We start from the raw sequence: 23,282 nt of genomic DNA, 5'->3' as shown, positions 1-23,282 counted from the left end.
ACCGATGAATATTCCAAACCTGCTCACCGTTCTACGCGTCCTGCTCATCCCGATCTTCATCCTGCTGTTCTATGTGCCCTATCACTGGAGCTACATGGCCGCCAGCAGCGTGTTCGCCGTTGCCGCTGCCACCGACTGGCTGGACGGTTACCTGGCGCGTCGCCTGCAGCAGAGCACGCCGTTCGGTGCCTTCCTGGACCCGGTGGCCGACAAACTGATGGTGGCCGTGGCCCTGGTGCTGCTGGTGCATACTCACGCCAACTTCTGGCTGACCCTGCCGGCTGCAGTCATCATCGGCCGCGAAATCGTGGTGTCGGCACTGCGCGAGTGGATGGCCGAGCTGGGCGCACGCGCGCATGTGGCGGTGTCCAACCTTGGCAAGTGGAAGACGGCAGCGCAGATGCTGGCACTGGTGATTCTGCTGGCCAACCCACCGGCGGTGACTTTCTGGGTCATCCTGGGTTACGGGCTGCTGCTGGTGGCGGCGGGGCTGACGCTGTGGTCGATGGTGCACTACCTGCTGGCCGCCTGGCCGCACCTGCGCGAAGGTTCGGAGCAGAAATAAAAGTTTTTTTGAATCAAGGGGTTGACGCTGTTTTAGAAATCGCTAGAATGGCACCCATCACGACGCGGGAATAGCTCAGTTGGTAGAGCACGACCTTGCCAAGGTCGGGGTCGCGAGTTCGAGTCTCGTTTCCCGCTCCAAATTCGATCCTCAGTGCGTCGCTGGGATCAAAAAGAAGAGGCCGAAAGGCCTCTTTTTTTATGCCTGCGTTTTTTCAATCCCTCCTCCCTCGCTGTTGCAGGCGTGTAACCCGCAGGGCCGGCATTCAATTTTTCCGGTGTCAACCTTGCCATCACCACGCCGTTCGACGCCCAAGGCAAAATCGACTATGCGGGATTCGAAGCGCTGATTGAGCGTTACATTGCGGCCGGTGTTCATGGTTTTGTGCTGAGCTCCGGAACCGGAATGCATGTGTACCTGAGCAAGGATGAGTCCAAAGAGCTGGTCGCTTTCGGCTCGAAAATCATCAACGGTCGCCCTCGCGTGATCGCTCAAACCTCTGCCTTGCTGGCAGATGAGGTCGTTGAGCGTACCCGCTCTCCACGCAGCAGGTTAGCCGTACGATCCGAAATCTGTGGGTTTTGCTCAACAACCATTTTGATGTGGTCCTGATCGCATCCCGCAGGGGTATTCGCAACGACTTTCCCCATGAAATCGACAGTTGCAGCGGGACCCACCCCGCCTAAGATTCCGAGTTTAAACGGCAGAACACGCGGATTACCCGGCCCCCGGGTGGCGAAGGTGGCGTAGATTTCATTGATATCCAAGGTAGGTATCCCGCGCCGCTGGAGATCAGCACAGACCAGAGACAACTCGGCCATACCTGGCACGATCAACGTAGCGCCATTGTCCTGCACCGATAAACAGGCTTGATGGATGGTTGTAGCGGCGGTTGGCTGGGGCATTCATCAGGCCCAGAAACCAAACAGCACCAACGCCGCCACACCAAGCACGACCGCAATCGAACAACCACCCAGCGACAGCGCTGCTCGGCCTTGACGATACCAGCCGTCATGGCCAAGCTGCCGAGCCGGTGCCAGCAGGCTGCGCCAGCGCAGTTCTGTTTCGTGAAACGCTTGAAGGTTCGCGGTGTCCGCGTCCAGCCAGCGACGAAAGTCGATCCGCTCGCACGCCGTCACCTGTGGGCTTTGCAAGCGCACATACCATTGCCCGGCAACACTTGCCAGCACGTCCCGGCGCGAGCGGCCGGCCTGCAACGCCTGGTCCATGTGCCGCTCGATACTGGCCAATGGCAGGTCGAGGCGGGCGGCGATGCTGGCGAAGTCCAGTTGATCGAGGCGGTTGAGCAGGAACACTTGCTGTACGCGCCGGGGCAGCCGCTTCAGGGCATGCAGCAGGGCGTGGTCGGCATCCTGTTCGGCAACTGGGCCTGGGTGCTCAAGGGGCAGTAGCAGACGGGTCATGGACAGCTCCTTGCTTTACAAAGGGGAGGGGATGGGGGCATCTTCCTTGATGCGTGATCAGCGTAGATTAAACGAGATTGATTCTCAACTGCTGATTCCGCAAAGTTTTGTAATGAGCGTTCACGCCCTGAAACACCTTTGCTATCATGCGCGCCATCACGATCTTCATTAGCCTGAAGAACCAAAAAAAAGACCCGGCAAAAAGCCGGGTCAAAAACCGTGATTAGCCTGATGAGGAGATAATCTGAGAGCGACCTAAGCTCCAGGTTATCCAGCGGATCTCGCGATCAGCTGAGTGCAATAATAATCGTTATCATTTGCCAGTCAAATGAATTTTCGTCCTTTCGGTAAAAAAGTTTTACCGATGCGCTTCCTTGTCCCGGCAATCGGGGCCTTTGCCGTTACGCGGCTATCACGTTCTCTCCCTTCTTTTTTACTCAATAGTCCGGATCGGCGGCGCGTTTGTGCTCCAGCAGCGCGCGGGCCATGTCCATCATGTGCATCAAGGCGAAGGTCAGCTCGCGCTGGCTGCCGTGCTGGTGGGTGGCTGTTTCCTGCGCGGTGGCGGCAGCGCAGCGCAGCAGGGCGATGGCGTGCTCCTGGGCCTGGTCGCCGGTTACGCCCTCGTGCAAGGTCCAGATCTTGTTGTCCAGCGTGGGGCGTGGCGGGTTGGGGTTGAGGTAGTAGTCGAGGGCGCGGCGGGCGGCTTCGCTGTCGAGATCTGTTTCGTCGTTTTTCGGTGGTTTCATCCTGATACCTGCTAGAGCCAGTAAAGGTAGGGGTGAAACCAATACTAATACCTGAAGTATTTTTGCGCCCTTTGATAAATAATACTGAATGTTTATTGAGCGGTTCAGGGCAGCCCGTATCGTGCCAGCGATGAATATGGATAAATGGATTGCCCTCGTCCGTGACCGGATGGAGGAGCTAGGGCTTACCCAGGAGCAGCTTGCCGAGCGCGTTGGTGTGTCTCAAGGCAGTGTGGGGCATTGGGTGAACAAGCGGCGTCAGCCGAAAATCGAGTCGATGAACCGCACGTTTGTCGAGATTGGCATGCCCCATTACAACGTCAGCCTGCAGCTGCGCATTCAGGGCCAGGTTGGCGAGGACCGTGGCGCCTACGGGGTGGATGATGCCGAGGACGACCTGGACCTCATGCAGTACATCGTGTGTTTCCGCTACCCGGTCAAGGACTGGAGTGAGTTGGGTGCTACAGATGTTGAGGAGCCCAGCGTGTTCGAACAGACGGATTACCTGGCCCAAGGCAAAGCATTCTGGCTGACAGTTGAGAACGACGCGATGAGCGCCGTCAGTGGTCGCAGTGTGCCACAGGGCATGCGGATGCTGGTTGATCCTGGGGTGGAAGTTGAGGGGGGGCGTTTGGTTATCGCTCGTCAGCCGGGCAAACCGGCGATTTTTCGCGAGTTGGCTGAGGACGGCGGGCAGCGGTACCTGAAGGCCCTCAATAACAACTACCCGACGCTGCTCTGTGAAGAAGGTTGCGAGTTTCTTGGAGTGGTCGTGCGAGTGCACGGTGCCTTCTAGAATGAAGGGGCTGCAACGCAGCCCCCGCTGACCTCACTCTGTCAGCTCGACCAGCACTGTCCCTTCGCTGACCATATCCCCTTCCTGGCAGAACAGCGCCTTCACCGTCCCGCCATGTGGCGCACGAATGCTGTGCTCCATCTTCATGGCCTCCAGCACCACCAGCGCGGCACCTGCTTCTACCACTTGCCCTGGCTCGACCAATACCCGCACGATGCTGCCGTTCATGGGCGCGCCCAAGCCGCCCTGATGGCTGTGGCTGGCCTCGGCTTCGGCAATCGGGTCGAAGGCCTCGATGGCGTGCATCTCGCCATCCCAGTGCAGGTAAAGCGTGCCACCCCGGCGGATCGCCAGGTGCTGGCGGCGCACACCGGCCTGATCATGCACCAGCTGTTCGCCCTCCAGCTGGTAGGTGGACGTAGCGCTGCGCTCCAGGGCAACCGCCTGGTCCTGGCCACTGCTTACCAGGTGCAGGCTGGTGCGTGCGGGCAGGCCCAGGCGCAAACCGTTGCGCTCACCCCACGGCGAACGGCGGTCGTCATCACGCTGATGCCCGGCCTGGCCTTGCAGCCAGGCTTCGGCTGCGGCTTCCCAGAAGCTGGCCGGCAGTGCGTTTGGCGCTGGTAGCAACACCTCCTGGTGGCGCGGAATGAAGCCGGTATCCAACTCAGCTTCAGCAAATGCCGGGTGGGCCAGAATGCGGCGCAGGAAGGCGATGTTGGTCTTCAGCCCGCCAATGGCGAACTCGTCGAGCATGGCCAGCAAGCGCAGGCGTGCCTGTTCGCGGTCTTCGCCCCAGGCGATCAGCTTGCCCAGCATCGGGTCGTAGAACGGCGATACCACGTCACCTTCACCGACCCCGCTGTCCACCCGCCGGCCTTCACCCGGCGCCGACTCACGGTACAGCGCCAGCTTGCCGGTCGCCGGCAGGAATTCGTTGGCCGGGTCTTCGGCATACAAGCGCACTTCGATGGCATGGCCGATCAGCGGCACCTGTTCCTGGGTAATCGGCAACGCCTCACCGCAGGCCACGCGAATCTGCCAGGCCACCAGGTCCAGACCGGTGATGGCCTCGGTGACCGGGTGTTCCACCTGCAGGCGGGTGTTCATTTCCATGAAGAAGAACTCGCCACGGGCGTCGAGCAGGAACTCGACCGTGCCGGCACCCACGTAGCCGATGGCCTGGGCGGCACGCACCGCAGCCTCACCCATGGCCCGGCGCAGTTCAGGCGACAAGCCAGGGGCTGGGGCTTCTTCGACCACTTTCTGGTGGCGGCGCTGAATGGAGCAGTCGCGTTCGTTGAGGTACAGGCAGTTGCCGTGCTGGTCGGCGAACACCTGGATCTCTACGTGGCGCGGCTTGAGCACGTACTTTTCAACCAGCATGCGCGCATCGCCGAACGACGACTGGGCTTCACGCTGGGCCGAAGCCAGGGCGTCGGCCAGCTGGCTTTCTTCCTCGACCACTTTCATGCCCTTGCCGCCGCCGCCGGCACTGGCCTTGAGCAGCACCGGGTAGCCAATGCGTTCGGCAGCGGCGCGGAAGGTGTCCAGGTCCTGCCCTTCACCGTGGTAGCCCGGCACCAGCGGCACCCCGGCAGCCTCCATCAGCGCCTTGGCTGCCGACTTGCTGCCCATGGCATCGATGGCGTTGGCCGGTGGGCCGAGGAAGATCAGCCCGGCCTGTTCTATGGCGCGTGCGAAGCCTGCGTTCTCGGACAGGAAGCCATAGCCCGGGTGGATGGCCTGGGCGCCACTGGCCTTGGCGGCGGCCAGCAGTTTGTCGACCAGCAGGTAACTTTCGGCGGCCTTGGTGCCGCCCAGGTCAACGCGGATATCCGCTTCGCGGCTGTGCCGGGCGTCACGGTCGGTGGCGCTGTGCACGGCGACGGTGGTCAGGCCCATGGCCTTGGCGGTGCGCATTACCCGGCAGGCGATTTCGCCGCGGTTGGCGACCAGCAGGGTGGTCAAAACGGGGCGGCTCATGGGCGCGGCTCCTTCTTGTCATCGGTTTGCCAGGCGGGGCGGCGTTTTTCCAGGAAGGCGCGCAGGCCTTCCTGGCCTTCGGCGCTGACGCGGATGCGGGCGATGGTGTTCTCGCAGTAGCGCCGCAGGGCCGGGCTGAATTCGCCGTCGTCCACTTCGCGCAGCAGGTCCTTGGTGGCGCGCAACGCCTGCGGGCTGTTCTGCAGCAGGTTGGTTACCCAGGCTTCGACCTGAGCGTCCAGTTCGCTGGCCGGATACACCTCGGCCAACAAACCCAGCTCGCGGGCCCGCACGCCACTGAAACGCTCGGCAGTGAGGGCATAGCGGCGCGCGGCGCGTTCACCGATCGCCTTGACCACGAACGGGCTGATCACTGCCGGGGCCAGGCCGATGCGTACTTCCGACAGGCACAGCTGGGCGTCTTCGGCGCCAATGGCCATGTCGCAGCAACTGATCAGGCCCAGCGCGCCGCCAAAGGCTGCACCTTGCACCACGGCCAGGGTTGGGGCCTTGAGGCGGTGCAGGGCGTACATCAGTTCGCCCAGTTCGTGGGCATCATCCAGGTTGGTGTTGAAATCCAGCTGCGCCGATTGCTGCATCCAGGCCAGGTCGGCGCCGGCGCTGAAGTGCCGGCCACGGCCGCGCAGCAGCACGAAGCGCAGGCTGGCGTCTTCGGCCAACTGGTCGATGGCCACGATCAGCTCGCGGATCATCTGCGCATTGAAGGCGTTGTTCTTGTCCTCGCGGCTCAGCCACAGGGTGGCGAAACCGCGTGGGTCGCGGATCACTTCGAGGGTGCTGAAATCGCTCATGGGTCACATCCGGAAAATGCCGAAGCGGCTCTGTTCGATCGGCGCGTTCAGCGCGGCAGACAACGCCAGGCCAAGCACGTCGCGGGTTTGTGCCGGGTCGATGACACCGTCGTCCCACAGGCGGGCGCTGGAGTAGTAAGGGTGGCCCTGGTGCTCGTACTGGTCGAGGATCGGCTGCTTGAGCCTGGCCTCGTCCTCGGCACTGAACGGCTGGCCGCTACGCTCACTTTGCTCGCGCTTGACCTGGGCCAGCACGCCTGCGGCCTGTTCGGCGCCCATCACGCCAATGCGTGCATTGGGCCACATCCACAGGAAGCGCGGGTCGTAGGCGCGGCCGCACATGCCATAGTTGCCGGCGCCGAAGCTGCCGCCGATGATGACCGTGAACTTGGGCACCTGGGCGCAGGCCACGGCGGTCACCAGCTTGGCACCGTGCTTGGCGATGCCGCCTTCTTCGTACTTCTTGCCGACCATGAAGCCGGTGATGTTCTGCAGGAACAGCAGCGGAATGCCGCGCTGGCAGGCCAGCTCGATGAAGTGCGCGCCTTTTTGCGCGGCTTCGGCGAACAGGATGCCGTTGTTGGCCAAAATCGCCACCGGGTAGCCATGCAGGTGGGCGAAGCCGCACACCAGGGTGGTGCCGAACAGCGCCTTGAACTCATCGAACACCGAGCCATCGACCAGCCGGGCGATCACCTCACGTACATCGAACGGTTGCTTGGCATCGGCCGGCACCACGCCATACAGCTCGTCGGCCGCATACAGCGGCGCCACCGGCGCCAGGCGCTGCAGCTTGCCCAGTTTGTGCCAGTTAAGGTTGGCCACGCTGCGCCGGGCGATCGCCAGGGCGTGTTCGTCGTTGTCGGCATAGTGGTCGGCCACGCCGCTGGTGCGGCAATGCACATCGGCGCCGCCGAGGTCTTCGGCGCTGACCACCTCACCGGTGGCGGCTTTTACCAGCGGCGGGCCGGCGAGGAAGATCGTTGCCTGTTGGCGCACCATGATCGCTTCGTCGGCCATGGCCGGCACATACGCACCGCCAGCGGTGCACGACCCCATCACCACGGCGATCTGCGGGATGCCCTGCGCGCTCATGTTGGCCTGGTTGAAGAAGATCCGGCCGAAGTGTTCGCGGTCCGGGAATACTTCGTCCTGGCGTGGCAGGTTGGCGCCGCCCGAGTCCACCAGGTAAATGCATGGCAAGCGGTTTTGCAGGGCGATGGTCTGCGCGCGCAGGTGCTTTTTCACTGTCAGCGGGTAGTACGAACCGCCTTTGACCGTGGCGTCGTTGGCCACGATCATGCATTCCACGCCTTCGACGCGGCCGATACCCGCTATCACGCCCGCAGCCGGCACGTCTTCGCCGTACACCTCATGAGCGGCCAACTGGCCGATTTCGAGGAACGGCGAGCCTGGGTCCAGCAGGCGGTCGATACGCTCGCGTGGCAGCAACTTGCCGCGTGAGGTGTGCCGCTCCTGGGCTTTGGGCCCGCCGCCCTGGGCCACCTGGGCAAGCAGGCCGCGCAGGGCATGGACCTGTTCAAGCATGGCCGCGCTGTTGCCGGCGAACTCCGCCGAACGCGGGTTGATCTGGGTGTGCAAGGTAGCCATGTGCGCCCGTCCTTTATGTTCAGCGGGTTTCGTTGAACAGTTCGCGGCCGATCAGCATCCGGCGGATTTCGCTGGTGCCGGCACCGATTTCGTACAGCTTGGCGTCGCGCAGCAGGCGACCGGCCGGGAATTCGTTGATGTAGCCGTTGCCACCGAGAATCTGGATCGCCTCCAGGGCCATTTGCGTGGCGCGTTCGGCGGTGTACAGGATGACCCCGGCGGCGTCCTTGCGGGTGGTCTCGCCACGGTCGCAGGCCTGGGCCACGGCGTACAGGTAGGCACGGCTGGCATTGAGCTGGGTGTACATGTCGGCGATCTTGCCCTGGATCAGCTGGAACTCGCCGATGCTCTGGCCGAACTGCTTGCGGTCATGAATGTAGGGGACCACCAGGTCCATGCAGCTTTGCATGATGCCGGTCGGGCCGCCGGACAGCACCACGCGCTCGTAGTCCAGGCCACTCATCAGCACGCGCACGCCACCGTTGAGCTGGCCGAGAATGTTCTCTTGCGGCACTTCAACACTGTCGAAGAACAGCTCGCAGGTGTTGGAACCGCGCATGCCCAGTTTGTCGAACTTGTTGCTGCGGCTGAAACCTTTCCAGTCACGTTCGACGATGAAGGCGGTGATGCCGTGCGGGCCTTTGTCCAGCTCGGTCTTGGCATAGATCACGTAGGTGTTGGCGTCGGGGCCGTTGGTGATCCAGGTCTTGCTGCCGTTGAGCACATAATGATCGCCGCGCTTCTCGGCACGCAGCTTCATCGACACGACGTCGGAGCCGGCATTGGGCTCGCTCATGGCCAGCGCGCCGATGTGCTCGCCGCTGATCAGCTTGGGCAGGTACTTGAGCTTCTGCTCATGGGTGCCGTTGCGGTTGATCTGATTGACGCACAGGTTGGAGTGGGCGCCGTACGACAGGGCCACCGAGGCCGAGCCACGGCTGATTTCTTCCATCGACACCACGTGGGCCAGGTAGCCCAGGCCGGCGCCGCCGTACTCTTCCGGCACGGTGATGCCCAGCAGGCCCATGTCGCCGAACTTGCGCCACATGTCGGCGGGGAACAGGTTATCGTGGTCGATTTGTGCGGCGCGCGGGGCCAGTTCGGTCGCGACGAAGGCGCGGACCTGGTCGCGGAGCATGTCGATGGTTTCGCCCAGGGCGAAGTTCAGGGAGGGGTAATGCATGCTGGGGCACCTTCTTGTTCTTGAAATTGGGTTACACCGTCGCTCAAGGCCTTTACACCGGCCTGTGGGAGCGGGTTCACCCGCGAATGCTTCAGCAGGGTCACCGTCATTGCCTGACTGATCGCATTCGCGGGTGAACCCGCTCCCACAGGGTCGGTGCCATGCCAGCAAGCCCGGTGCTGTTGATCACCTTTACGTTAACGTAAACCTGCATGCGATCACTGTCAATCTACTCATCACCTTTACGTAAACGTAAATCTGCGCCAGAGTATTCCCGCTGCTTCAGCCGTGCCCAGAACAACCACAAGAAGGGACACCCATGAGTCAACCGAGCTATACCCGCGGTCGCCAGGACCAAGCCTTGCTGACCCAGACCATCGGCCAGGCCTTCGATGCCACGGTGGCCCGCTGTACTGACAGCGAGGCGCTGGTGTCGCGTCATCAGGGGTTGCGCTACAGCTGGCGACAGCTGGGCGAGCAGGTCGATACCCATGCCCGCGCCCTGATGGCCCTGGGCGTCAACACTGGGGACCGGGTCGGCATCTGGTCACCCAACTGCGCGCAGTGGTGCATCCTGCAGCTGGCCAGCGCCAAGGTCGGCGCCATTCTCGTCAACATTAACCCCGCCTACCGCGTGGGCGAACTGGAATACGTGTTGCGCCAGTCCGGCTGCCGCTGGCTGGTGTGCGCCGATGCCTTCAAGACCTCCGATTATCACGCCATGGTCCAGGAATTGGCGCCGGAACTGGCCAGTGCCACGCCAGGTGAACTGGCCTGCGAGCGCCTGCCCGAGTTGCGCGGGGTCATCAGCCTGGCGGCCAACCCGCCTGGCGGCTTCCTGCCTTGGCAAGCGCTGGTTGAGAGGGCAGGACAGACCTCGACAGAAGCCTATACCGCTCGTCAGCAAAGCCTGCAGTTCGACCAGCCGGTGAACATCCAGTACACCTCCGGCACCACCGGCGCGCCCAAAGGCGCCACGCTCAGCCACTACAACATCCTCAACAACGGCTTCATGGTCGGCGAAAGCCTGGGCCTGACCGAGCACGACCGCATGGTGATCCCGGTGCCGCTGTATCACTGCTTCGGCATGGTCATGGCCAACCTCGGTTGCATCACCCACGGCAGCACCATGATCTACCCCAACGATGCCTTCGACGCCGAGCTCACCCTGCGCGCCGTGGCCGAGGAGCGTGCCAGCATCCTGTACGGCGTGCCGACCATGTTCATCGCCATGCTCGACCACCCTTTGCGTGCGCAAATGGACCTGTCGACCCTGCGCAGCGGCATCATGGCCGGTGCCACTTGCCCGATCGAAGTCATGCGCCGGGTCATCGACCAGATGCACATGGCCGAAGTGCAAATTGCCTACGGCATGACCGAAACCAGCCCGGTATCGCTGCAAACCGGCCCCGATGATGAGTTGGAGCTGCGCGTGACCACCGTCGGCCGCACCCAGCCGCAGCTGGAGAACAAACTGGTGGACGCCGACGGCTGCATCGTCCCGCGCGGTGAGATCGGCGAGCTGTGCACCCGTGGTTACAGCGTGATGCTGGGTTACTGGAACAACCCTCAAGCCACGGCGGACGCCATCGACCCGGCGGGGTGGATGCACTCGGGCGACCTGGCGGTGATGGACGCGCACGGGTACGTGCGCATCGTTGGGCGCAACAAGGACATGATCATTCGTGGCGGTGAGAACATTTACCCGCGTGAGCTGGAAGAGTTCTTCTACACCCACCCGGCGGTGGCCGATGCGCAGGTGATCGGCATTCCGTGCAGCCGCTATGGTGAAGAAATTGTCGCCTGGATCAAGTTGCACCCTGGGCACAGCGCCACCGTGGAAGAGCTGCTGGGCTGGTGCAAGGCACGCATCGCACACTTCAAGGTGCCACGGCATATCCGTTTCGTTGACGAATACCCGATGACGGTGACGGGCAAGGTGCAGAAGTTCCGCATGCGGGAGATCAGTGTGGCGGAGATTTCGGCGGTATCAGCGGGTTGATGTACTGGCTGTGCCGGCCCTTTCGCGGGTAAACCCCCACAGGGTGCCGCGCGGTCCCTGTGGGAGCATACCTGCCAGTGCAAAAACCTGGTCTACCCTTAGGCTTTCACCGGCGGCTCCTGACTCGGCGGGTCGCCCACTGTCGGTGGCACAGTCGGCTTGATCGGCAACTCGTCCGGCTCTTCTTCCGGCACGGGCGGCGGCAAGCTGGGGTCGTCGATGTTGGGATCGGGGGTTTCCGGTGGAATGGGAATGTTCATGGCCTGACCTCGCGTGGGTGAATGAAGAGGGCTGCAGGCTTCGACTTCGCGCAGCTGCCGTTCGCTCAATTTTTTTGAACCCCGCGTGTATGCCCGGCTCTGAACCCTTACCGCCACCAGCCTGAGGGAGCAAGGTCGATGTCACGTAACGAGCCCTTTGAAAGCGTGCCCACGGCGAATGATCACGCAAACCAGGCCATCAGTCTGTCCCAGGCGCTGCTGGCGCCGCGTATCGTGATCGAAGACACCCAACCCGTGCTCGAAGCCGGCACCTTCGCCGCCAAGGCCATCAGCGGCCAGCCGGTGGCGGTCAGCAGCAAGGTCTATTGCGATGGTCACGATCGCCTGGCGGTGATGCTCAACTGGCGGCAGGCCAACAGCCGGCGCTGGCATTGCGTGGCCATGCACTCACCGGGCAACGACCTTTGGCTGGCCGAATTCACCCCCACCGAGCTGGGCCCACACCTGTTCAGCATCGAAGCCTGGGTCGACCCCTTCGCCACCTATTGCCACGACCTGGAGAAAAAGTACCACGCCGGTGTCGAGGTCACGCTGGAGCTGGAAGAGGGCCGGTTGATGCTGGGCAAAGGCATTGAGCTGTGCAAAGGCGCCCTGCGTGATGAACTACAGGCCACGCAGCAGCGCCTGGCCACACTCGGCACCGACGACCAGGTAGCGCTGTTTCTCGACCCGGCCACCGCACGCCTGATGAGTGAGGCCGAACACCGCAGCTACCTGGCCCGCAGCCGTGAATTCCCCGTTGATGTCGACCGCCCGGCAGCCCAGTTTGCCAGCTGGTACGAGCTGTTCCCACGCTCGATCACTGACGACCCCAAGCGCCACGGCACGTTCAACGATGTGCATGAACGCCTGCCGATGATCCGCGACATGGGCTTCGACGTGCTGTACTTCCCGCCCATCCATCCCATTGGCATGCAACACCGCAAAGGCCGCAACAACGCACTCACGGCCCAGCCGGGCGACCCGGGCAGCCCTTACGCCATCGGCAGCGCCGAAGGTGGCCACGATGCGATTCACCCGCAACTGGGCAGCCGCGACGACTTCCGCCGCTTGGTGGCTGCGGCTGCCGAGCACGGCCTGGAGATCGCCCTCGACTTCGCCATCCAGTGCTCCCAGGACCACCCCTGGCTCAAGGAGCACCCAGGCTGGTTCAGCTGGCGCCCGGACGGCACCATCCGCTATGCCGAGAACCCGCCGAAAAAGTACCAGGACATCGTCAACGTCGACTTCTACGCCCCCGACGCGGTGCCGAGCCTGTGGCTGGCCCTGCGCGATGTGATCATCGGCTGGGTGGAGGAGGGCGTGAAAACCTTCCGTGTCGACAACCCGCACACCAAACCGCTGCCGTTCTGGCAATGGCTGATTGCCGACGTGCGCGCCCGGAATCCGGACGTGATCTTCCTCGCCGAGGCCTTCACCCGGCCGGCCATGATGGCGCGGCTAGGCAAGGTCGGCTATGCGCAGAGCTATACCTATTTCACCTGGCGTAACACCAAACAGGAGCTGCGCGAGTTCTACGAGCAGCTCAACCAGCCGCCGTGGAGCCAGTGCTACCGGCCCAATTTTTTCGTCAACACGCCGGATATCAACCCGTACTTCCTGCATACCTCCGGCCGTGCCGGCTTCCTCATCCGCGCCGCACTGGCCACCATGGGCTCGGGCCTGTGGGGCATGTATTCGGGCTTTGAACTGTGCGAAGGCACGCCGCTGCCGGGCAAGGAGGAGTACCTGGATTCGGAGAAATACGAAATCCGCCCACGGGACTTCACCCAACCCGGCAACATCATTGCCGAGATCGCCCAGCTCAACCGCATCCGCCGCCAGAACCGCGCCTTGCAGACCCACCTGGGCGTGGCGTTCTTCAACTGCTGGAACGACAACATCCTGTACTTTGCCAAACGCACTCCCGAGCGCGACAACTACATCCTGGTGGCCATCAGCCTCGACCCGCACAACGCCCAGGAGGCCCATTTCGAGCTGCCGCTGTGGGAGCTGGGCCTGGACGACAACGCCGAAACCCATGGCGAAGACCTGATGAACGGTCATCGCTGGTCGTGGTACGGCAAGACCCAGTTCATGCGCATCGAACCCTGGCACCAGCCATTCGGTATCTGGCGTATCGAAAAGGCCCATTAGTACGGCACACCACATCCCCTGTGGGAGCGGGCTTGCCCGCGAAGCAGGCGCCGCGGTCTATGGCACCGGCTTCGCCGGTGTTCGCGGGCAAGCCCGCTCCCACAGAGAGAGTGCGCAACCGAGGAGAGAGAGGAGTCCCCCATGGCCAAGCGTTCCCGCCCGGCAGCCTTCATCGACGACCCGCTGTGGTACAAGGACGCCGTCATCTACCAGCTGCACATCAAGTCGTTCTTCGATTCGAACAACGACGGCATCGGCGACTTCGCCGGCCTGATCAGCAAGCTCGACTACATCGCCGAGCTGGGCGTCAACACCTTGTGGCTGCTGCCGTTCTACCCCTCGCCACGGCGCGACGACGGCTACGACATCGCCGAATACAAGGCCGTGCACCCTGATTACGGCAGCCTGGCTGACGCCCGTCGTTTCATCGCCGAGGCCCACAAGCGCGGCCTGCGGGTGATCACCGAGCTGGTCATCAACCACACCAGCGACCAGCACCCGTGGTTCCAGCGTGCCCGCCATGCCAAGCGCGGCAGCAAGGCGCGCGATTTCTATGTGTGGTCCGACGATGACCAGAAGTACGACGGCACGCGCATCATCTTTCTCGACACCGAAAAGTCCAACTGGACCTGGGACCCGGTCGCCGGCCAGTACTTCTGGCACCGCTTCTATTCGCACCAGCCCGACCTCAATTTCGACAATCCGCAGGTGCTCAAGGCGGTGATCGGCGTCATGCGTTTCTGGCTCGACCTGGGCGTCGATGGCTTGCGCCTGGATGCCATCCCCTACCTGATCGAACGCGACGGCACAAACAACGAAAACCTCGCAGAAACCCACGATGTCCTGAAGGCCATCCGCGCCGAGATCGACGCCAATTACCCCGATCGCATGCTGCTGGCCGAGGCCAACCAGTGGCCCGAAGACACCCGGCCGTACTTCGGCGAAGGCGAAGGCGACGAGTGCCACATGGCCTTCCATTTCCCGCTGATGCCGCGCATGTACATGGCCCTGGCCATGGAGGACCGTTTTCCGATCACCGACATCCTGCGCCAGACGCCGGAAATCCCCGCCAACTGCCAATGGGCGATCTTCCTGCGCAACCACGATGAGCTGACCCTGGAAATGGTCACCGACCGTGAGCGCGACTACCTGTGGAACTACTACGCCGAAGACCGCCGCGCCCGCATCAACCTGGGGATCCGCCGGCGCCTGGCGCCACTGCTGCAGCGTGACCGCCGGCGTATCGAGCTGCTCACCAGCCTGCTGCTGTCGATGCCCGGCACACCGACCTTGTACTACGGCGACGAACTGGGTATGGGCGACAACATCTACCTGGGTGATCGCGATGGGGTGCGCACGCCCATGCAATGGTCGCCAGACCGCAACGGCGGCTTTTCGCGTGCCGACCCGCAGCGCCTGGTGTTGCCGCCGATCATGGACCCGCTGTACGGCTACCAGACCGTCAACGTCGAAGCCCAAAGTCACGACCCGCATTCATTGCTGAACTGGACGCGGCGCATGCTGGCGGTGCGCAAGCAGCAGAAGGCCTTTGGCCGCGGCAGCTTGCGCACGCTCACGCCCAGCAACCGGCGCATCCTCGCCTATATCCGCGAGCACACCGATGCTGAAGGCAATACCGAGGTGATCCTGTGCGTGGCCAACGTTTCCCGTGCCGCCCAGGCCGCCGAACTGGAATTGTCACACTACGCCGACAAAGTACCGGTGGAGATGCTCGGCGGCAGCGCCTTCCCGCCGATAGGCCAGTTGCCGTTCCTGCTCACCTTGCCACCCTATGCCTTCTACTGGTTCCTGCTGACTCCCCACGACCGCATGCCCAGTTGGCACGTCCAGGCCACCGAGGGGTTACCCGAATTGACTACGCTAGTGCTGCGCAAACGCTTGGAAGAATTGCTGGAGGCTCCGTCAAGCGACACCCTTCAACACAGCATCCTGCCGCAATACCTGCCAAAACGGCGCTGGTTCGCGGGCAAGGAAGGGCCAATCGACGCCGTCAGGCTGTGCTACGGCGTACGCTTCGGCACCGCCACCACGCCGGTTCTGCTCAGCGAAATCGAAGTGCTCAGCGACGGCACGGCCAATCGGTATCAGCTGCCGTTCGGCCTGCTGCGTGAAGAGGACATCAACACCGCGCTGCCGCAGCAACTGGCCCTGTCGCGGGTGCGCCGCGCCCATCAGGTCGGCCTGATCACCGATGCCTTCGTCCTCGAACCTTTCATCCGCGCCGTGCTGCGCGCCTGCCAGGAGGGCATTAGCCTGCCGTGTGGCAACGGCGAGGGTGAGCTGCGTTTCGAAAGCACGGCGCCGTTGGCAGGCCTGGCGTTGAACGACGAAAGTGCAGTGCGCTACCTCAGCGCCGAACAGTCCAACAGTTCGGTGGTGATCGGCGACCGGGTGGTGCTCAAGCTGATCCGCCGGGTCAACCCGGGTATCCACCCCGAACTGGAAATGAGTGCCTACCTCACCGCTGCCGGCTTTGCCAATATCTCGCCGTTGCTGGCCTGGGTCAGCCGGGTAGACGAACAACATACGCCCCATTTGCTGATGATTGCCCAGGGCTACCTGAACAACCAGGGCGATGCCTGGGCCTGGACCCAGAACACCTTGGAGCGGGCGATCCGCGACCAGATGGAGCCCACCGCCAATGATGTCGAGCCGCACACCGACGCGTTGGCCGAACTCAGCGGCTTCGCCGCCTTGCTTGGGCAGCGCCTGGGTGAAATGCACCTGCTGCTGGCCGCACCCACCGACGATGAGGCGTTCCGCCCGCGCCCCAGTGATGCCAGCGACAGCCAGCACTGGGCCACGCAGATCAGCGCCGAACTGACCCGCGCCCTCGACGTGCTGGCCCAGCACCGCGACAACCTCGACAGTGACAGCCAGGCCTTGGTCGACGACCTGCAGCAACAACGCGACGGCCTGGCCCAACACATCAGCCAGCTGGCCGGGCAGGCCCAGGGTGGCCTGCTGATGCGCGTGCACGGCGACCTCCATCTGGGCCAGGTGCTGGTGGTGCAGGGCGACGCTTACCTGATCGATTTTGAAGGCGAACCGTCCCGCCCACTGCAAGAGCGCCGGGCTAAACACAGCCCGTACAAGGATGTGAGCGGCGTGCTGCGATCCTTCGACTATGCTGCTGCCATGATCTTGCGCAGCGCGTCTGCGGTCGACCTTTCCGGCCCGGCGCGCCAGGCGCGTCAGCGGGTTGCCCGGCAGTACCTGCATCAGTCGCGCCACGCCTTCGTCGAAGCCTATGGCCTGGCCACCGCGGCCATGCCCCATGCCTGGCAACAGGCCCAGGGCGAGCGCGCCGCACTGGAACTGTTCTGCCTGGAAAAAGCCGCCTACGAAATTACATACGAAGCCGAGAACCGTCCAAGCTGGCTGGCCGTGCCTTTGCATGGCCTGCATGGACTGATCAGTACCTGGGGAGAGTCAGAATGAACGTTACAACGCGTGAAAACGGTGGCCTTCGGCAACGGGACCTCGACGCCCTGGCCCGCGCCGAACACGCCGATCCATTTGCGGTACTCGGCCCCCATGGCGACGGCGCGGGCGGGCAGGTGGTTCGCGCCTTTCTGCCCAACGCCCTGAATGTGCGCATCCTGGCGCGGCATGACGGGCGCATTCTTGCCGAAATGGAGCAGGGTAGCCTGCCTGGGTTGTTCAGCGCGCACCTTGATGAGGCACAGCCCTACCTGTTGCACATCGGCTGGGCCGGCGGCGAGCAGGTGACTGAAGACCCCTACAGCTTCGGCCCACAGCTGGGCGACATGGACCTTTATTTGTTCGCCGAAGGTAACCACCGCGATTTGTCCGGGCGTTTCGGCGCCCAGCCGATCCAGGTCGAGGGCATCGACGGCGTGTGCTTCTCGGTGTGGGCGCCCAATGCCCGCAGGGTGTCGGTAGTCGGTGATTTCAACAATTGGGACGGCCGCCGCCACCCCATGCGCCTGCGCCACAGCGCCGGGGTGTGGGAGCTGTTCGTGCCGCGCCTGGGCGTGGGCGAAACCTACAAATTTGAGGTGCTGGGCAAGGAGGGTATTCTGCCGCTGAAGGCCGACCCGCTGGCCCGCGCCACCGAATTGCCGCCGAGCACCGCGTCCAAGGTTGCCCATGCGCTGAGCTACGATTGGCAGGACCACGACTGGATGGCACAGCGCGCGCAGCGCCATGCCTATAACGCGCCGCTTTCGATCTACGAGCTGCACCCCGGGTCGTGGCGCTGCGAGCTGGATGAAGCGGGCGAAGTCGGGCGCTATTACAACTGGCGCGAACTGGCCGAGCGCCTGGTGCCTTACGTGCAGCAACTGGGCTTCACCCACATCGAACTGCTGCCGATCATGGAGCATCCGTTCGGCGGCTCCTGGGGCTACCAGCCGCTGTCGATGTTCGCGCCTACATCTCGCTACGGCAGTGCCGAGGACTTCGCCGCCTTCGTCGATGCCTGCCACCAGGGCGGCATTGGCGTGCTGCTGGACTGGGTGCCTGCGCATTTCCCCACCGATGAACACGGCCTGGCGCGCTTCGACGGCACCGCCCTGTACGAATACGACAACCCTCTGGAGGGCTACCACCAGGACTGGAACACCCTGATCTACAACCTGGGCCGCAACGAAGTGCGCGGCTTCATGATGGCCTCGGCCCTGCACTGGTTGAAGCACTTCCACATCGATGGCCTGCGGGTCGATGCGGTGGCTTCCATGCTGTACCGCGACTACTCGCGCAAGGCCGGCGAGTGGGTGCCCAACCGCTACGGCGGGCGTGAAAACCTGGAAGCCATCGACTTCATCCGCCACCTCAACGGCGTGGCGGCCCACGAGGCCCCGGGCGCGCTCATCATCGCCGAGGAGTCCACCGCCTGGCCCGGTGTCAGCCAGCCCACCCAGCAAGGCGGGCTGGGCTTTGCCTACAAGTGGAACATGGGCTGGATGCACGACACCCTGCATTACATCCAGAACGACCCGGTGCACCGCACCTATCACCACAACGAGATGAGCTTCGGGCTGATCTATGCCTACTCCGAGCACTTCATCCTGCCCATCTCCCACGACGAAGTGGTGCATGGCAAGCATTCGCTGATCGACAAGATGCCCGGCGACCGCTGGCAGAAGTTCGCCAACCTGCGTGCCTACCTCACTTTCATGTGGGCGCACCCGGGCAAGAAGCTGCTGTTCATGGGCTGCGAGTTCGGCCAGTGGCGTGAGTGGAACCATGACAGCGAACTGGACTGGTACCTGTTGCAGTACCCCGAGCACCAAGGCGTGCAGCGGCTGGTAAGCGATCTTAACCGGCTGTACCGCGAGGTGCCCGCACTGCATGAGCAGGACTGCCAGCCGCAGGGCTTCCAGTGGCTAATCGGTGATGATGCGCAGAACAGCGTGTACGCCTGGTTGCGCTGGAGCAGCAGTGGCGAGCCGGTGCTGGTGGTGGCCAACTTCACCCCGGTGCCGCGTGAGGGGTATCGGATTGGCGTGCCCTTTGGTGAGCGTTGGCAGGAGTTGTTGAACAGCGATGCTGAGCTGTATGCCGGGTCTAATGTGGGCAATCTGGGGGGGGTGGCCAGTGAGGCAGTGGCCAGTCATGGGCAGCCATTGTCGCTAGCCCTCAACTTGCCGCCGCTTGGGGTACTGATAATGAAACCGGCTTGAGATTGTTGGGGCTGCTGCGCAGCCCCAACAATGGCACAGGCCTACCACCGCATCCGCACCCCAAGGCTACCAATCAGCCCATTCAAATCATTGTCATCTACATCACTGCTGTAATCGGCGCTCACAAACAAGGCCACCAAAGGTGTCACCCGCGCCACCAGCCCCAAGCCCAATTCCACCGTGGTCGAGTAGCGCGAGCTGGAGATCTTGTCGACCTGGTCCAGCTTCACCTCGTCGGCATTGCTGAAGTCATACCACATGTTGGTCCGCACATAGGGTTCAATCGGCATGCCGCGCACTTCGTAGCGCCCGGACAATTTCGCACCCACCCGGCCACTCCAGCTCGGCTGGCTGTCGAAGGCCTGCAGGGTTTCTTCCTGCACCTGGTTACCGGGGAAGAACTGTTGGTTGATCAACTGTGCCTGAGGCTCGATCACCCAGTTGCCACCCAGGCGAATCGGGTACCCACCTTCCACCGAAAAGGTCATCGCGTGGCCGCTGTCGTCCACGCGCTGGCCGTTCTCGCCACGCCCCAGCACATCGATGCGCGAGCCCATGGCCACGGCGTCCAGGTGCCAGCCCTGTTCATGGGTCATGCTCCAGTACACGCCCAGGCTTTCCCCGCTCAGGTTCACCGCATTGCGCTGCTTGTCGCCCAACAGTGGGCGCATGCCGTTGAAGCTGCTTTGCAGGTTGTTGTGCCCCACGAAAATCCCGGCGCGGTGCACATTGCCCGCAGCCGTTTCACGCACGAACAGGTCCGGGCCGATCATCAGTTGCTGGCTGGGCGCCTCAAGCTGCTCCGGGGGTTGCGCGCCGTTGCGCGAGGTGGTCGGGAAAAACTGCGCCCACTGTCTGGCAACCAGGTCCGGTGCCGCCTGCCCGTGGCGTTCGCTCATCTTCTGTGAAAAGGCATTCAGCGTGCCGAAGCTCAGGCCACTGGCGCTGACCGGGTCTAGCGAGAGCTGCGGCAGCGCAGACTGCTGCAAGAAGCCGGGCGAGGTGGGGTCACCTTGCAGCTCGTACGCGAACGTTTCCACCGGGGTTGCCAGAAGCATCGACGTGGAAACCGCGTAGAAAATGCTGTCGAAGCGCAAGGGGGTCGCGGTGCATTTCATGGCGGATCTCCTTTGTTTTTTGTGGGTTACAGCCCGAGGACCTGGCCTGTTGTCACGAGCTGTACGGCAAAACAGAGGGCGACCCAAACCAGCACGCCAGCCTGTGCAAGCGCGCACAAAGGCGCGAGCTAGAGGCCCGGCGCGAGAAATTTACGACTAGGTAAGGTTTCAGCTAAGGAGAGGACGCCGCTTGCGTCAAGAAAGTGTGAAGAATCTGTTCACGCTTCGTGGTTTGGTTTAACCCCTTGATTAATCGAATAAACAGGTAAGGCATAGCCGGGTTCGCTATTTGCCGCGCCCCGGCTATGAAGAATGATTGCTAGAGGCTCACCGCATTGCCACTGGCAAGGGATTCAGTCTTCCTCGTGCTGCAACACCATCAGCAGCATCGACCGCCCTTTGACCTCGAACGTGCTGTCGAACTGCAGATGTTGCCCCTTGCGCAGCTCCGGCCGGTCGGTATCGACCAGACAGCTCCAGTACTCGCCCTCGGGCACGGCCGGCAACTTGAACGGCACGATGTCATGGTGAGCATTGACGATCAGCAATACCGTGGCCTCGGCACCCGGCCGGGCAATACCGCTGACCTGCGCACGGCCGTCGATCAGCATGCCCAGGCAACGCCCGTGCGGGTCTTCCCACTGCTCGACGCTCATTTCGCTGCCATCGGGCGCCAGCCAGGTCACGTCCTTGACCCCGATGGCCTCATTGTAGTCCCCCACCAGAAAGCGCGAACGGCGCAGCACCGGGTAGGCCAGGCGCAGGCGGGTGAGGCGTTTGACGAAGGCCAGCAGCTCCTCGCCGTCCTGGTCCAGGTCCCAGTTCACCCAACCGATCTCGCTGTCCTGGCAGTAGGCGTTGTTATTGCCGTGCTGGGTACGGCTGAACTCGTCGCCGGCAACGATCATCGGCGTGCCTTGGGCCAGCAGCAAGGTGGCGAAGTAGTTGCGCATCTGGCGCATGCGCAAGGCATTGATGCCCGGGTCGTCGGTCGGCCCTTCCACGCCGCAGTTCCACGACAAGTTGTTGTCGGTGCCGTCCTGGTTGTTCTCGTCGTTGTCTTCGTTGTGCTTGTGGTTGTACGACACCAGGTCGCGCAGGGTGAAGCCATCGTGGGCGGTGACGAAGTTGACCGAGGCATACGGGCGCCGGCCACGGTTGTTGAACATATCGCCCGAGGCGGTCATGCGCGAGGCAAAGTCGGCCAGCTGGCCTTCGTCGCCTTTCCAGAACGCCCGCACGGTGTCGCGGAAGCGGTCGTTCCATTCGGCCCAGCCCGGGGCGAAATTGCCCACCTGATAGCCGCCGGGGCCGCAGTCCCAGGGTTCGGCAATCAGCTTGACCTGGCTCAGCATCGGGTCCTGTCGGCAGGCAACGAGAAAACCATGGCGCTCGCTGTAGCCTTCGCGGTAACGGCCCAGGATGGTTGCCAGGTCGAAGCGGAAGCCATCCACATGCATTTCGCCGGCCCAGTAGCGCAGCGAGTCGGTGACCAGTTGCAGCACGCAGGGGTGGCTCAGGTCCAGGGTGTTGCCGGTGCCGGAATCGTTGATGTAGTAGCGCTTGTCGTCCGGCATCAGGCGGTAGTACGAAGCGTTGTCGATGCCGCGCATCGACAGGGTGGGGCCACGCTCGTTGCCTTCGGCGGTGTGGTTGTAGACCACGTCCAGAATCACCTCCAGCCCGGCGTCGTGCAGGTGCGCGACCATTTCCTTGAATTCCGCGATCTTGCCGCTGGCCAGGTAGCGCGGGTGGGGGGCGAAGAAGGCGATGCTGTTATAGCCCCAGTAGTTGTTCAGCCCCTTGTCCAGCAAGTGCTGGTCGTTGACGAAGGCGTGGATGGGCAGCAACTCGATGCTGGAAACGCCCAGCTCCTTGATGTGCTTGAGCAACTCGTCATTGGCCAGGCCAGCAAAGGTGCCACGTAGTTCCTCCGGTACGGCCGGGTGGCGCATGCTGATGCCGCGGGTGTGCGCTTCGTAGATGATGGTGCGTTCCCAGGGGATGAGCACGCGCTGGTCGCGGCCCCAGGTGAACGCCGGATCGATCACCTTGCACTTGGGCACGAAAGGCGCGCTGTCGCGTTCGTCGAACGACAAGTCGCCGTCGGGGTGGCCGATGGTGTAGCCGAACAGCGCCTCGGACCATTTCAGGCTGCCGACCAGCTGTTTGGCGTAGGGGTCGATCAGCAGTTTGTTGGGGTTGAAGCGGTGGCCGTTCTCTGGCTCGTAAGGGCCGTACACCCGGTAGCCATAGACCAGGCCGGGGTGCGCGTCGGGCAGGTAGCCGTGGTAGATCTCGTCGGTGTATTCGGGCAGCTCGATGCGTTCGATTTCCTGCTCGCCGGTGGAGTCGAACAGGCACAGCTCGACCTTGGTGGCGTTGGCCGAGAACAGGGCGAAGTTGACCCCAAGGCCATCCCAGGTGGCGCCAAGGGGAAAGGGCAGGCCTTCGCGGATGCGCGATGGGGCAACTGAGCGGGTTTTCTTTGGGGTGCGGGGGCTCATGGCAATCCTCAGGGGGCCTTGGTTGAAGGGGAACTGTTTAGTCCTGCACCGGCCCCTTCGCGGGCTTGCCCGCTCCCACAAGGTCTCCACAGGGCTGGAGGTTGATGCTGTACCTGTGGGAGCGGGCGAGCCCGCGAAGAGGCCGGTGCAGGCTTAACCGGCAGCCGGTTTTTTCGCCGCCCGGGGCTTTTTCGCCGCAGCAGGTTTCACACCCGGCAGTGCAGCAACCTTGGGTTCTGCTGGTGCTTTGGGCTCAGCCGCTACCTTGGCCTTGGCCGGCGCCTTCTTGCGCGGTGCCGCCTTGGGTGCCAGGGCTTCAGCTTCGGCCAGCTTGCGGGCCATGTCCCAGTGGCGATCTTCCTCGCCTACAGGCTTACCCTCGGACTCCCAGATCTGGTAAGCGAATTCGCGAATACGTTTTTCATCGACACTCATCATGACGC

Annotated in this window: 17 protein-coding genes, 1 tRNA gene and 1 pseudogene; 8 read left to right on the top strand and 11 right to left on the bottom strand. The window is 63.1% G+C overall.

Annotated elements, in window-relative coordinates; translation table 11 throughout:
• The first annotated feature begins 4 nt into the window (after positions 1-4).
• From pgsA to APH36_RS30565, 3 genes are all read left to right on the top strand, one after another.
• Positions 5-565, top strand: coding sequence for a CDP-diacylglycerol--glycerol-3-phosphate 3-phosphatidyltransferase (gene pgsA / locus APH36_RS05390; RefSeq protein ID WP_060497797.1), 561 nt, complete (start codon positions 5-7; stop codon positions 563-565).
• A gap of 64 nt (positions 566-629) precedes the next feature.
• A tRNA-Gly gene (locus APH36_RS05385) sits at positions 630-705 on the top strand.
• A 151-nt stretch (positions 706-856) separates the two neighbouring features.
• The gene (locus tag APH36_RS30565; protein ID WP_306303028.1) at positions 857-1,177 is read left to right on the top strand and encodes a dihydrodipicolinate synthase family protein; all 321 of its coding nucleotides are present in this window, start codon (positions 857-859) and stop codon (positions 1,175-1,177) included.
• Here the strand turns inward: APH36_RS30565 and APH36_RS05375 are convergent.
• The 3 genes and pseudogenes from APH36_RS05375 to APH36_RS05365 all read right to left on the bottom strand — a co-directional run.
• A pseudogene (locus APH36_RS05375) lies at positions 1,102-1,443 on the bottom strand (aspartate racemase); the annotation flags it as partial. The gene APH36_RS30565 and the pseudogene APH36_RS05375 sit on opposite strands and share 76 nt — an antisense overlap.
• 30 nt (positions 1,444-1,473) lie before the next feature.
• Positions 1,474-1,989, bottom strand: coding sequence for a DUF4880 domain-containing protein (locus tag APH36_RS05370; protein ID WP_060497794.1), 516 nt, complete (start codon positions 1,987-1,989; stop codon positions 1,474-1,476).
• Between the two features lie 437 nt (positions 1,990-2,426).
• Complete coding sequence (locus tag APH36_RS05365; RefSeq protein WP_060497793.1) at positions 2,427-2,738, bottom strand: DUF6124 family protein; 312 nt, start codon at positions 2,736-2,738, stop codon at positions 2,427-2,429.
• Between the two features lie 88 nt (positions 2,739-2,826).
• Here APH36_RS05365 and APH36_RS05360 point away from each other — a divergent pair, with 88 nt between their 5' ends.
• A complete protein-coding gene (locus APH36_RS05360; protein ID WP_060497792.1) occupies positions 2,827-3,534 on the top strand; it encodes a S24 family peptidase in 708 nt (235 codons plus the stop codon).
• Positions 3,535-3,567: 33 nt separating this feature from the next.
• Here APH36_RS05360 and APH36_RS05355 read toward each other — a convergent pair whose 3' ends face one another.
• The 4 genes from APH36_RS05355 to APH36_RS05340 are packed head-to-tail and all read right to left on the bottom strand — an operon-like array spanning position 3,568 to position 9,126.
• Positions 3,568-5,520 carry an acetyl/propionyl/methylcrotonyl-CoA carboxylase subunit alpha gene (locus APH36_RS05355; protein WP_060497791.1) on the bottom strand — a complete coding sequence of 651 codons (1,953 nt, stop codon included), beginning with the start codon at positions 5,518-5,520 and terminating at the stop codon, positions 3,568-3,570.
• Positions 5,517-6,332 (bottom strand): gamma-carboxygeranoyl-CoA hydratase, encoded by an 816-nt coding sequence (locus APH36_RS05350; protein ID WP_060497790.1) that lies wholly within the window; start codon positions 6,330-6,332, stop codon positions 5,517-5,519. Before APH36_RS05350 ends, APH36_RS05355 begins: the two co-directional genes overlap by 4 nt.
• 3 nt (positions 6,333-6,335) lie before the next feature.
• A complete protein-coding gene (locus APH36_RS05345) occupies positions 6,336-7,943 on the bottom strand; it encodes a carboxyl transferase domain-containing protein (RefSeq protein WP_060497789.1) in 1,608 nt (535 codons plus the stop codon).
• 19 nt (positions 7,944-7,962) lie between these two features.
• Positions 7,963-9,126: an isovaleryl-CoA dehydrogenase gene (locus APH36_RS05340; protein ID WP_060497788.1), complete on the bottom strand. Its 1,164-nt coding sequence runs from the start codon at positions 9,124-9,126 to the stop codon at positions 7,963-7,965.
• Between the two features lie 319 nt (positions 9,127-9,445).
• Here APH36_RS05340 and APH36_RS05335 point away from each other — a divergent pair, with 319 nt between their 5' ends.
• On the top strand, positions 9,446-11,128 hold the full coding sequence (locus APH36_RS05335; protein ID WP_060497787.1) for an AMP-binding protein: 1,683 nt from the start codon (positions 9,446-9,448) through the stop codon (positions 11,126-11,128).
• A 98-nt stretch (positions 11,129-11,226) separates the two neighbouring features.
• Here APH36_RS05335 and APH36_RS32045 read toward each other — a convergent pair whose 3' ends face one another.
• Positions 11,227-11,388, bottom strand: coding sequence for a hypothetical protein (locus APH36_RS32045; protein ID WP_015271006.1), 162 nt, complete (start codon positions 11,386-11,388; stop codon positions 11,227-11,229).
• A gap of 138 nt (positions 11,389-11,526) precedes the next feature.
• Between APH36_RS32045 and APH36_RS05330 the strand changes: the two genes are divergently transcribed.
• From APH36_RS05330 to glgB, 3 genes are all read left to right on the top strand, one after another.
• Positions 11,527-13,545, top strand: a complete 2,019-nt coding sequence (locus tag APH36_RS05330) for an alpha-1,4-glucan--maltose-1-phosphate maltosyltransferase (RefSeq protein ID WP_060497786.1) — start codon at positions 11,527-11,529, stop codon at positions 13,543-13,545.
• A gap of 141 nt (positions 13,546-13,686) precedes the next feature.
• The gene (gene treS, locus APH36_RS05325) at positions 13,687-17,007 is read left to right on the top strand and encodes a maltose alpha-D-glucosyltransferase (RefSeq protein ID WP_060497785.1); all 3,321 of its coding nucleotides are present in this window, start codon (positions 13,687-13,689) and stop codon (positions 17,005-17,007) included.
• Positions 17,004-19,214 carry a 1,4-alpha-glucan branching protein GlgB gene (gene glgB, locus APH36_RS05320; RefSeq protein WP_060497784.1) on the top strand — a complete coding sequence of 737 codons (2,211 nt, stop codon included), beginning with the start codon at positions 17,004-17,006 and terminating at the stop codon, positions 19,212-19,214. Before treS ends, glgB begins: the two co-directional genes overlap by 4 nt.
• Before the next feature lie 41 nt (positions 19,215-19,255).
• On the opposite strand, the gene APH36_RS05315 is transcribed toward glgB, so the two are convergent.
• From APH36_RS05315 to APH36_RS05305, 3 genes are all read right to left on the bottom strand, one after another.
• Positions 19,256-20,332, bottom strand: coding sequence for an autotransporter outer membrane beta-barrel domain-containing protein (locus tag APH36_RS05315; protein WP_060497783.1), 1,077 nt, complete (start codon positions 20,330-20,332; stop codon positions 19,256-19,258).
• A 353-nt stretch (positions 20,333-20,685) separates the two neighbouring features.
• Complete coding sequence (gene glgX, locus APH36_RS05310; protein WP_019096701.1) at positions 20,686-22,839, bottom strand: glycogen debranching protein GlgX; 2,154 nt, start codon at positions 22,837-22,839, stop codon at positions 20,686-20,688.
• Positions 22,840-22,992: 153 nt separating this feature from the next.
• Positions 22,993-23,277, bottom strand: coding sequence for a DUF2934 domain-containing protein (locus APH36_RS05305; protein ID WP_060497782.1), 285 nt, complete (start codon positions 23,275-23,277; stop codon positions 22,993-22,995).
• Positions 23,278-23,282 lie beyond the last annotated feature (5 nt).

It is taken from the genome of Pseudomonas sp. NBRC 111133, assembly GCF_001320605.1.
In the GTDB taxonomy this organism is placed as follows: Bacteria; Pseudomonadota; Gammaproteobacteria; order Pseudomonadales; family Pseudomonadaceae; genus Aquipseudomonas; species Aquipseudomonas monteilii.
Note: the sequence above shows the minus strand (reverse complement) of the source record. Positions and strands in the feature narration are given on the sequence as shown.